The sequence below is a fragment of the Candidatus Poribacteria bacterium genome, assembly GCA_026706025.1.
In the GTDB taxonomy this organism is placed as follows: Bacteria; Poribacteria; WGA-4E; order WGA-4E; family WGA-3G; genus WGA-3G.
Window position 1 is genome coordinate 57,767 of sequence record JAPOZO010000009.1, and the last position, 11,654, is coordinate 69,420.

Annotated in this window: 10 protein-coding genes; all 10 read left to right on the forward strand. The window is 46.7% G+C overall.

Features of this window, described 5'->3' with window-relative positions; all coding sequences use genetic code 11:
• Positions 1-2: 2 nt before the first annotated feature.
• The gene (locus tag OXH00_02120; protein MCY3739797.1) at positions 3-1,568 is read left to right on the forward strand and encodes an AAA family ATPase; all 1,566 of its coding nucleotides are present in this window, start codon (positions 3-5) and stop codon (positions 1,566-1,568) included.
• Between the two features lie 130 nt (positions 1,569-1,698).
• Positions 1,699-2,454: a chlorite dismutase family protein gene (locus OXH00_02125; protein ID MCY3739798.1), complete on the forward strand. Its 756-nt coding sequence runs from the start codon at positions 1,699-1,701 to the stop codon at positions 2,452-2,454.
• A gap of 177 nt (positions 2,455-2,631) precedes the next feature.
• Entirely contained in the window at positions 2,632-3,360 is a 729-nt protein-coding gene (locus OXH00_02130; GenBank protein MCY3739799.1) for an ABC transporter permease, read from the forward strand.
• A gap of 3 nt (positions 3,361-3,363) precedes the next feature.
• On the forward strand, positions 3,364-5,010 hold the full coding sequence (locus tag OXH00_02135; GenBank protein ID MCY3739800.1) for a Gldg family protein: 1,647 nt from the start codon (positions 3,364-3,366) through the stop codon (positions 5,008-5,010).
• The gene (locus OXH00_02140) at positions 5,007-6,836 is read left to right on the forward strand and encodes a DUF4340 domain-containing protein (protein ID MCY3739801.1); all 1,830 of its coding nucleotides are present in this window, start codon (positions 5,007-5,009) and stop codon (positions 6,834-6,836) included. The genes OXH00_02135 and OXH00_02140 overlap by 4 nt, the downstream gene beginning before the upstream one ends.
• Positions 6,837-6,848: 12 nt before the next feature.
• Positions 6,849-8,063, forward strand: coding sequence for a glycosyltransferase family 2 protein (locus OXH00_02145; protein ID MCY3739802.1), 1,215 nt, complete (start codon positions 6,849-6,851; stop codon positions 8,061-8,063).
• A 121-nt stretch (positions 8,064-8,184) separates the two neighbouring features.
• The gene (msrB, locus tag OXH00_02150; GenBank protein MCY3739803.1) at positions 8,185-8,598 is read left to right on the forward strand and encodes a peptide-methionine (R)-S-oxide reductase MsrB; all 414 of its coding nucleotides are present in this window, start codon (positions 8,185-8,187) and stop codon (positions 8,596-8,598) included.
• A 203-nt stretch (positions 8,599-8,801) separates the two neighbouring features.
• Entirely contained in the window at positions 8,802-10,022 is a 1,221-nt protein-coding gene (locus OXH00_02155; GenBank protein MCY3739804.1) for a radical SAM protein, read from the forward strand.
• Between the two features lie 292 nt (positions 10,023-10,314).
• Entirely contained in the window at positions 10,315-11,178 is an 864-nt protein-coding gene (locus OXH00_02160) for a sugar phosphate isomerase/epimerase (protein ID MCY3739805.1), read from the forward strand.
• A 66-nt stretch (positions 11,179-11,244) separates the two neighbouring features.
• On the forward strand, positions 11,245-11,654 hold a 410-nt coding region (locus OXH00_02165; protein MCY3739806.1), incomplete at its 3' end, for a hypothetical protein.

The window sequence follows — 11,654 nt, forward strand, 5'->3', positions numbered from 1 at the left end:
TTATGAGCACAAACAAGAAAATACCCACACCTGAAGAAATTGAAAAGGAATTTCAAGAATTTTGGCAAAAGAAGTACGGTGGCACTGTCCGCTTGATAAACGCAACGGCTAACGAACCGACACCTGAAGGCGAAGCAGAAGCACCGGAACCGAAAAAGACTTTTGATCTGAAATTTGATCTCAAACCGAAAGAGATTAAGCAGTATCTCGACCGGTACGTGATTAAGCAGGACGAGGCGAAGAAGGCACTCGCTATCGCCGTCTGCGACCACTATAACCACGTCCGGGAATGCCACGAAAATCCCGATGCTGCCGATACCGACTACTCAAAACAGAACATCGTCATGCTCGGTCCGACGGGTGTCGGCAAGACGTATCTGATCCGACACATCGCCAAACTTATCGGTGTGCCGTTTGTGAAAGCGGATGCCACCCGATTTAGCGAAACAGGCTACGTCGGTGCCAATGTAGACGACTTAATCCGTGAATTGGTAACACAAGCCGACGACAATCTCGAATTGGCACAATACGGCATTATTTATCTCGATGAAGCGGACAAAATCTCGACACCACCGAACATCATCGGGCGCGATGTGAGCGGGCGCGGTGTGCAAATCGGGCTACTCAAATTGATGGAGGAGACCGAAGTTGATCTGCGTGCAGGAAACGATGTTGCTTCACAGATGCGCGCCGCGATGGAATTCCAAAAAAGCGGCAAAGTTGAAAAAGAGGTTATCAACACGCGGCATATCCTGTTTATCATCAGCGGTGCGTTTACTGGTATGGAGAAGATTATCAAGAAACGTATGCATCAAAGCAGGATCGGATTCAACGCTGAAATTACCAGTCAAGCCGATGACGCGTCACAGTATTTTGAGGATGTCACACCGAAGGATTTCATCGACTTCGGTTTTGAACCAGAGTTCATCGGACGACTCCCTGTGCATGTCGTTTGCGGTGAACTAACAGTAGACGACCTTTTCTATATTTTGAAGCATTCCGAAGGCTCAATTATTCGGCAATATGAAAACGCTTTCCGCGCGTATGGAATCACAGTCCTATTTTCGGACAGCGGTTTACATCGCATCGCCGAGAAAGCGATCGAGCAAAAAACAGGTGCCCGGGCGTTAATGACAGTTTGCGAAAAGGTTTTACGGGACTATAAATTTAATCTGCCTTCCACCGGTGTTAGCGAATTCGTCGTCACGGACGCGGTTGTAGATGCCCCAAATGTCGAACTAAAGCGGATAACCGAAGATGCTGATTACAACCGAAACGCCGTGATGCAGGAACAGGTCCGCCGGTACGAGGCACAATTTTACGCCGAACATCAACTACAGATTCAATTTGATAACGAAGCAACCAATCTTATCTGTGAACGTGCGATTGCTGATGAAACGGAGATACAGTTGATCTGTGACCAACTCCTTGAAAGTTATCAGCACGGTTTGAACCTCATCAAGCAGAACACCGGACAGTCCAAATTCGCCTTTCCAAAGGAAGTTGTGGAAAATCCGGATCAGGTGCTTGAAGAGTGGATTCGTGCCTCATATAGCACAAAGGGTTGAATAGTTGTCAGTTCTCAGTTCTCAGTTCTCAGTCACAAGAGATTTTTGTTAAACGGAAACCTTTTTACTGACGCACCTTATCACCATGCCGACTGTCGGCTGACATCTCTTAAAACGGATTACTAAGATTATGAACACTGAAGGAAAAAGACCTACACGACCAGAACCGGTAGACCTTCGAGAAGTCGGGGCACCGATTGATGGAGAACCGCAAGTTAGCGACCAGCGACTGTTCTTTCAACTTCACGTTTTTGGGCATTGTTTATCCCCAGAGGTGATTATTGAACATATTCAATCGAGCAATTATAGTCTACCTGCTGCAGTTTTCTATGACGATTTGAATAATCCTGCAGGTCTCGGTGTACTCCTTTTCGCTGAGGATCCGGCAGGCTTGATGTACCAATCGCGTGCCCTACGAGACATGCAACGTAAATTCTATCGTGAGATCTCATATCGGCCAGAAATGACGATGATAGGTCGTACCTATTCAAGCGGCAGGGAGCCCGATTTGGAAGAATGGCTTATCAACAAACCGCTTCAAAACGTCCTTAACCCCGATTTCCCATGGGCAATTTGGTACCCGTTGCGCCGAAATCCCGAATTCTATCGTCTTGAACCCCGCGAACGCGGGCGGATTTTAGGTGAACATGCTATGCTCGGTCGCAGTTACGCCGCGGGTGGACACGCAAGCGACATCCGGTTGGCATGCTTCGGGTTAGATACAAATGACAACGAATTCGTTATCGGGTTAGTCGGCCCCGAATTATATCCGTTATCGCGACTGATACAGGATATGCGTCAAACGGAGCAGACGACCAAATACATTGAATCACTCGGTCCCTTCTTTGTCGGACAGGTTCGACAGCGATTTGTTAAGGAGTTGTAGAAAAATTGAAAGTCGTGGATTAAAGGCTTTAGAATTCACGCAATTATCAATCTGTGTAAGGTCTGAAATTGAAATCAGCCAATGCCAGCGGCACGAACAACGGCGCGTGCGGATCTTAATCAAAAACCGTTAATGCCCTAAAGGCTTATCCGCACACTTGACGATTAATTAAAAATAATGAGAAACATTCTCGCAGTTTGCACAAAAGAACTCTATACCTACTTTGTCTCACCCATCGCCTATTTCGTTTGCTTTGTTTTCACAGCAATTTCAGGATTTCTTTTCTCTATTCTGTTAATTTCGACAAGCGGACAGCAGGCTGGTACCGGCACACAGGTGATAGGAACGCTCTTCGGCAATATGGCAATCATCCTGCTCTTTTTTACACCCGTGTTGACGATGAAACTCTTTGCAGAAGAGCGGAAATCAGGGACAATTGAACTCTTGCTGACCTCACCCATTACAGATGGACAGGTAGTCCTCGGCAAATTTCTCGCGAGTTGGGTACTGCTACTCATAATGCTCGCCTTGACGCTCTTTTTTCCGCTCTTGACGCAACGTTTCGGTCCCTTGGATGGCGGCGTACTGTTGAGCGGTTATTTCGGTGTTATCCTTATCGGTTCCTCTTTCCTCGCTTTAGGATTGCTCATGTCGTCAATGTGTAAAAATCAACTCGTTGCAGCATTGACGAGTTTTGGTATCCTCATAACATTATGGGTCATCGGTTCGCTCTCATCTCAATACGGAGCCATCGGGGAACTTCTGAGTTATCTGTCGTTGCTTGAACACTATGACGATTTTACGCGTGGGGTCATTCTGCTTAAAGATGTTACCTACCATCTGAGTTTTACAGGGGTCTGCCTGTTTGCGACGTTCAAGTCCATTGAGTCATCAAAATGGAGATAAGAGATGCCGAGCAAAAACGTTACAGGACCGCTGTTTGGGTTCCTCGCCTTAATTTTTGGTTTCGCTGCAGTGGTAAGCCTGCTTTTTGGAGCAAAAACTGTCTTTTGGATACTCCTGCTCTTTTGCCTTACTGCATTGGCTATTTTTACCCGACTGCGATTCGCCGACTTTGTTAACTTTTTCATCAGCCGTCAAGCCCGCTACGGTGCAAACGTTGCGCTGAGTATCGTTGGCGTTATCGGTATAGCGGTCTTCCTCAACGCTATTGTGGTACAACGGCTCGATAAAAGGGCTGATCTGACCCGCGACCAACTTTATAGCCTCTCGGAACCGACCCAAAAAATCCTGAAATCCCTTAACACTGAAATTCATATAACCACATTTATGAGCGAAAAAGTTCCACCAGCAGACCGACAACGCACAATAGAGATGTTAGCGCTGTATCAGCACGAAAGCGACTCCTTAACTATCTCTCATGCGAATCCTTACATTGACATTCAGCTGGTAGAGAAGTATAATATTCGCAGAGATGGCACAGTAATTTTTGAGACACCCGGACGGCAAGAAAAGGTCACCATACTTGAAGAGCAGAAATTCACAAGTGCCATTCTCAAACTTGTCCGAAAACAGACAAAGAAAATCTATTTTACTGTTGGACATGAAGAACGTTCCTTGGACGATTTCAACAGTACAGGATATAGCGAAGTAAAAGCGGAACTCGAAAATCAGAATTATGCTGCAGTCCCCCTCTCACTCCTGACCCAACCCGCTGTTCCAGCAGATTGTGAGGTACTCGTCATTGCCGGTCCAAAAAATGATTTGACTGCCCACGAAATCGGATTGGTGTCAAGATACCTTGCACAAAACGGGAAACTGCTCCTATTGCTTGATCCATCGTTAACCTCCGCAAAAGATGTGAACAAAGGACTCGTTCAACTGATGAAAAGATGGGGGATAGCCGTAGGAAACGACTTGGTAGTTGACAGGGTCAGTTTTGTTTTCGAGCTGGGCCCCTCTGCTCCTTTCTCAAGTTTTCAACCGCACGACATCACCCGATCCGCTATGCAAGTGTCAATCCCGTTCGCGGTTACCCGCTCTGTTACACCATTGGAAGATCGCAAAGCAGCAGATAGCGCAGGAAAACCTGCACTGGATGTGAAAAGCCTCGCAAAAACTATCAATCCGACGGGTGTGAGTTGGGCAGAAACGGAGCGTGAAATCGATGAAACCTTCAATACGGAATCATACACCGCTGGATTAGATATGCCGGGGCCTATATCTATTGCAGTCGCAGCTGAAGAAAAAAATCAACCGCGCCAGCCGGATACAAGCTCTCAAAGTGGAAATACAGCAACTGAAACGACAGAAAGTCCAACCCGAATCGTTGTTTTCGGGGATTCAGACTTCGCAACAAATATCTTTTTTCGATCCGCAAGTCGCGACCTGTTTTTAGCCACAATCAATTGGCTCACATTAGAGGAAGACCTCATCGCCATCCGCCCCATTGATCTGAGGCAACAAGCCTTGCGTCGGATGGCTGTCCAAGATATCCGTCTCGTGCAGATAACCTCCGTCTTCCTTATCCCTTTAATTGTGTTCATTGGCGGGTTAGTTGTTTGGTGGCAGCGTCGCGAAGGAGGGAGCGCGTGAACTTCCGAACAACGCTTGTCATCATTGTTCTCCTCATAGGCATTGGTGGGGCGTACTACCTGTTTTTTCAGGAACCGTCAGATCAGCCGACTGAAAACGAGAAGCCTGCGATTCATCAGGTCTACGGCGTGGCACGCGATGCAGTTCAACAGGTGGAAATTGCGTTCGCAGATGCGGCCTATCAAAATCTGAAATTGGTAAAAGATACAACGGGTAACTGGCGACTCACCGCCCCATTTCAGGCAGATGCAGACAGCGAGAGCGTCAGCCAAATGTTAGATGACATCCTCAACAAAGGGATCAAGCAGACCCTTGAAGTGACGGAGTTAGCACAGTATGGACTGGATACACCGAGTATAACACTCTCGCTTTGGACAGAAGGAGATTCCTCGGCAGCAACTTTCTTTATCGGCAAAAAAGCAATTAACTTTTCTGTCTATGTCAAAGAGAAGTCGGAAAAACATATTTTTCTCATCGAATCCAGTGCCCTTGATGATCTGACGAAATCCCCGACAGACCTTCGCGACCGGTCAGTTATTAAGTTCAATCCGGCAACAGTCTCAAGTATTCAGTTTATACATAGGAATTCAGGTTCCACCGGTCAACCAAGCACAATTAATTGTGAAAAACGAGACGGGACATGGCACGTTATACATCCAATCAAAGCCGAAGCAGATGTCCAAGAAATTGAAACTTTGCTTTCGGAATTGCGTTCACTGAAAGTGTCATCCTTTGAAACTGACGGTCCTGATGCCAATGTCCTCACACGGTTAGAAAAGTCCGGTTTAGATGATCCACGTATCCAGATGAAACTCATAGATGACGATAAGACTTACATGCTTGGCATCGGTGCTTCAGTTTCCTATGAAAACGGCAGGCAGGGACGCGTCTATGCCAAGGTTGCCGTTTATCAAGATGCCATCTACACTGTGGCTGAAGACATCTATAATATTCTCAATAAATCTGTTTTTGATCTCCGGGATAAGCGGGTTATTGACTTTCAACGCATCGATACGGTTCGCATTGAAATCAAACAAGATGAGGAGACAACTGTTTGCACGAAAAACCTTGATAACATCTGGGAATTGAAAACGCCAACAGGAAAACTAAAAACAGACGCGAAGGCAGTAGACGACCTACTTTTCGGCGTAGATTCTCTTGAGGCTGTCGCATTTGTCGATGATGCTACCAAAAACCTTGCATCTTATGGATTAGCATCACCGTCAATCCGAGTTGGGTTCACGCAACGCGGTGAAGACGAGCCAGTAGTCCTACTCATCGGAGACCATACGCAGGACGGAACCGTCTATGTCAAACCTGAGCAGTCAAACCAAGTCACCCGTGTGAAACGTGATTTAATCGATAATATCGCCTTGGGGCCAGCGTGGTTACGGGATAAACAGGTCCTCAACTTCCATATTGACAACGCAATTCGGCTTACTTCGACCTTGCCTGGGGAAACACCTTTCACATGCCAACGTCTGGGGACGAACTGGCGACTCACCGCACCGGTACGCGAGGATGCAAACAACGCCGAAGTGAACGCCATCATTTACGAACTTGATAATTTGATGGTAGACGCATTTGTAGGGAACCAATCCATACCTACCGATGCTGCCACAGGTTTAGACAAACCGAACATGCAGCTGACCGTCGAGCTGCGGAACCAGAAAGTATATACTTTGCAAGTCGGAAACCAAGTAGAAGCGTCCGGGCGTTTCTACGCCCGACTTCAGCATGAACCGAATTTAATTTTTCTGCTCAATACAGAACTCATCCCAAAACTGAAAACAACACTTGAACGGGTCCGTACTTCGGAAGAGTAACGGTTGAACACTATGCAGACGTACATTATCGCAACGGCTTATTTTTTCTTCATTGTCCAACTACTCATCATTACGCGATCTTTTTTTTACGCGCGGAGCGAACGCAACGCGAGGCGACCGGACTACACACCAAAGGCAGCAATCATCGCACCGCATTACGGATGGGACGCTGACACAGCAGAACATGTCAAAGGCCTTCTACATCAAGACTACGCAGGCGCGTACGAGGTTTTCTTCGTCACACACCAAAAAGCGGATTCAGGACATGATGTCTCTTATCCACACCTCTGTGAAATTGCCGAACCGCATCCAAACATCCATGTGTTATTAGCACCGAACATCGTTGACAACAACTTACCGCGCTCACAAAAAGTACAGAACCTCATAACGGTGATAGAAAAACTCCCCGACGATATCGAAGTTATCGCATTTGTGGATGCAGATGTCGCTATTCGTGAAGACTGGTTAACGTTGCTTGTGAATCCGCTCCAAGAATCCGATATAGGGACGACTGTCGGTGGACGGTTCTATTTCCCGCAAACATGGAACATCGCGTCCCTTGTGGAATCCATCTGGGTTAACTTTCAGATGAGCATCCAGGGCGATCATCCACTCACAATGGTGTGGGGAGGTTCCAATGCCTTCCGACGTGAGATGCTCGAAAAAGCACAAATTCTTGAACGTTGGGAACAGGCAACAATCGAAGACCTTAACACGACGCTCGCCATGCAAGATGTTAAACATAAGGTGCATTTTGTCCCCGATTGTGTCGCAATAACACACACTGCCAATCGCACATGGAACCAAGTTATCGAGTTTACGAACCGCCAGATGATTATGACGTTTCACATGGGACTTTGGCGGCAATGGCTTGCGAGTCTTGTTGTGTTTCTGCCAAAAGGTCTCTTTGTGTTCGGATCAATCCCATTTCTATTCCATAGAAGAGAATTACTACCGGTCATCTTTATCCTTTTTCTCGAAGCACTCAGCTATCGGCTCTATTCCAAAAACTTACCGCGTTGGCTCCAAAACATGCCCAAGGTCCGGCAGACAATCGGCATCTCCTCCTACGTCACCTCAGTTAGCGTATTTCTCGCGGGTCTCAATGCTGTATATGCTATCTTTCAACGCAAAATCACCTGGGGTGGGGTACGATATGAAATTCTGTCGGCGACAAAGTGTCGGGTCTTAGGTGCGGTTAAGCGAAAGCAGAAAGACAATGCTTGAAGTGTAATTGTACACCGGATTTCAAACATTCTTGATTTTTTTCTGAAAATATGGCATAGTATTCAGAAAGGACTTTTTAACAGTAGGTTTTGCCTTATATTCACGGGAGGAGTGAACGAAAATGGGTGCAGAAAAAGTCATCAAATCGGAAGAAGAATGGAAAGAACAACTCACACCAGAAGAATTTAAAGTGACTCGGAAGAAAGGTACAGAACGCGCTTTTACGGGGGAATACCACGATTCTAAAGAACAGGGTACCTATCACTGCATCTGTTGCGATAACCCGCTCTTTAGTTCCGAAACTAAGTTTGACTCTGGAACAGGGTGGCCCAGTTTTTGGGAATCAATCTCCGCCGAATCTATTGAGACGAAATCAGACCGCAGTATATTTTTTATGCCGCGCACTGAAGTCGTCTGTAGTCGGTGTGATGCACACCTTGGGCACGTTTTCGACGATGGACCGCCGCCGACTGGCAAACGTTATTGTATGAATTCTGCGGCACTTACACTGGTAAAACCAGAAAACGAATCTTAAGTTAGTTATCAGTAGTCAGAATTAGAGTTGGCAGTTATCAGTAGTCAGTCGTCAGTTAAAGAGGGTTAAGATAATCCTAAGGCCTCTTTCTGAAAACTGAAAGGTTTTTCATGCCTCGCAGTGAGAGAAAACCTAACTGATAACTGAAAACTATTCCTCTGGTGACCGAGAACCGATAACTGATAACTCATAAAGGAGAATAGATGGCACTACGAAGTCGAATCTCATCAAGATTTCTTGTCAATGAACTCGCCACCGCCATATCAGAGGATTGGGGGACTTCGCGCAAACTCATGCGTTATCAACTCGCCAAAGAGAGTTTCAACTGGCGACACCCCCTCGGCGCAAAACACGGCAAAGGCGACGCTATTCAATTGGTAAGCCTCCGCATAACCGATATGTGCAACCTCCGTTGCCACTCTTGTGGACAGTGGGGCGACAACGGCTACCTTCACGGAAAATCTCTCAAAGAACTCAAACAACGCGAAGTCCCTGTTGAAGTCTATAAAGATCTCGTCGATCAGATTGTTGATGAAGGCTGGGCACCCGTCTGGTATATCTGGGGCGGCGAACCGATGCTTTACCCCGGACTTATTGAATTAATGCACTACATCAAAGATCGCGGAATGCCTATATCGCTCGTTAGCAACGCAACGAATATAGCAAGACGTGCCGACGATATTTTGGAAACTTGCAAAATTATCTACCTCAGCGTCGATGGACCGAATGAGGAGATTCACAACACGCAACGCCCGGGTGTATCTGAAAACTACGATAACTTCAAAGATGTCAAAGCCGCACTGGAAACACTGAGTGCAGAAAAAGAAAAACGGAATATCTCATTCCCGTATATAATTCCGCTGAGCTGCGTCACAATGTATAACATAGATGAGGTCGTAGATCTCTATAAGTTCACCAGTCAATATGCCGATGCGCAAATCTTTTATCTGACATGGTGGATAGATTCGCAATCCGCGCAGGAACATACCGAAGATTTTGAGAAACGTTTCGGTTTCAAACCGCAAACGCATTACGGTTGGATCGGAACGTGGAAGGACTTTGACCATGGCGTAATCTTGGATCGCTTTGAAGAGATGGAAAATCTCTCCAACGAACAGCGACGTTGCCCACCGATCATGATGCCGAGACTCAATACAAAAGGCGAAATCCAACGCTATTACACCGATCATGAGCAAACCTTTGGATACAACCAGTGTGTTAGCATCTACATGACAATGGAAATCGATAGCAATGGCGATGTAAGTCTCTGCCGTGATTACCACGACTATATCATCGGCAATATCAAAACGGATAAAGTCGTTGATATGTGGAATAATCAAAAGGCAATGAAGTTCCGGCAGTCCGTAAGTAACGATGGTCCCATGCCCGTATGCCGCCGCTGCTGCGGACTAATGGGGTTTTAACAAACGTCTATTGCTCAAGCATAACTTGAACAGATATTCTATTCACATTCATAGTGAAATTTAGAATTAATTAGACACTCTGCATCGGCGAGGTTAGGAAACCTCGCCTACCAGGGAAGGAAAATGTCTATTTATTTTTAGGTTTCACCATAATTTTCACTGCTGGCGAGGTGTTGAAGGGCATTGCAAATTTGTAACTATGCGCTATTAGCATTTTTCAAAATCTCGCTCTCATTTTCATCAGGAACCCGATTTACGGAAAAATCGGCGCAGAAACTTAATAATTAAAAATATGAAAATAGGATTACGTATTCCGGGCACAGCCCGTCAATTACCCTTCGCAGATTTCTGCAAGTGGTGTGTAGATAACGGGTTTGATGCCGTTGATATTGGAGAAGTCACCCCCGAAATCGTCCGAACCGCGAGAGATGCCGGTCTGGCTATCGGCAGCGCGGATCTCCCAGGTACAAGAGACCTGCTCAGCGCGAAAAAATCTAAACAGAAAGCCGGCGCTTCTGCAGCGAAAGCCGCCATCGAAACCGCTGCTGATAATGACGTTCATATTATGTTCTGCGTCTTTGTGCCGGAAGATGCCAGCCTCGGCAGGGCAAAAAATTTTGATATTTGGAAGGAGACCGTTCCACCTGTCGCTGAATTTGCTGCCTCTAAAGGTGTAACGATCGCCGTTGAAGGATGGCCTGGTTCTGCTCCAGACTATCCTGCCCTTGGCTGCACACCAGAGATGTGGCGTGCGATGTTCGCAGAATGCGACTCTCCGGGTTTGGGACTCAACTACGATCCGTCGCACCTTGTCAGAATCGGTATCGACTACCTACGCGCCCTGAACGAATTCGCATCTTATGTCAAACACGTTCATGGGAAAGATACTACTTTTGATGAAGAAGCACTCTACCTGCACGGTAATTTGGGACCGAGTTTCCAAAGTCCTCGCGGCTTCGGTGAAGATTGGTGGCGTTATACCATTCCGGGTGACGGTATTGTGGATTGGCTACGAGTCGTTCAACGTTTAGAGGATGAAGGATTTGACGGTATTGTCAGTGTTGAACTCGAAGATTACCGTTACTGGCGCACGTGGGAAGCAGAATCCGACGGTTTGATCCGCTCACGCGAGTTTCTTGATGAGTTTGTCCGGTAATCCGTCCAATTTTTGCGTCCGCTCACACAGTCACCTATACAGCAGCGCAATCAAGGAGAAATTGCCATGAACGAACTTCTTAACATTGGTATGGAGGCTTCGCCTGAGAAGTATCTCCCTCACTTAATCACAGAAGAAGAACGCACCCACTTTGAAGAAAATGGCTATCTATATGTCCCAAATGCACTCTCATCAGAGATGCGTGAACAGTTGATATATGCTGTGGACACCTTGCATAACAAAGCACTTGCAACTGGCAGGGCAAAGCCCGACTCACACTGGGGCTGGTCGGATTTCTTAGGTGCCGATGACGCGCTCTTAAATCTCGTTGATCTTCCGACGACACTCCCCAAAGTCTGGGGCATCTTGGGATGGAACATCTACCTATACCACGCACACATGCACGTCAAACCACCAGCACCGACAGATGCCGAAGAAGGTGAAGGCTGGTTGGAATGGCACCAAGACAGCGGACG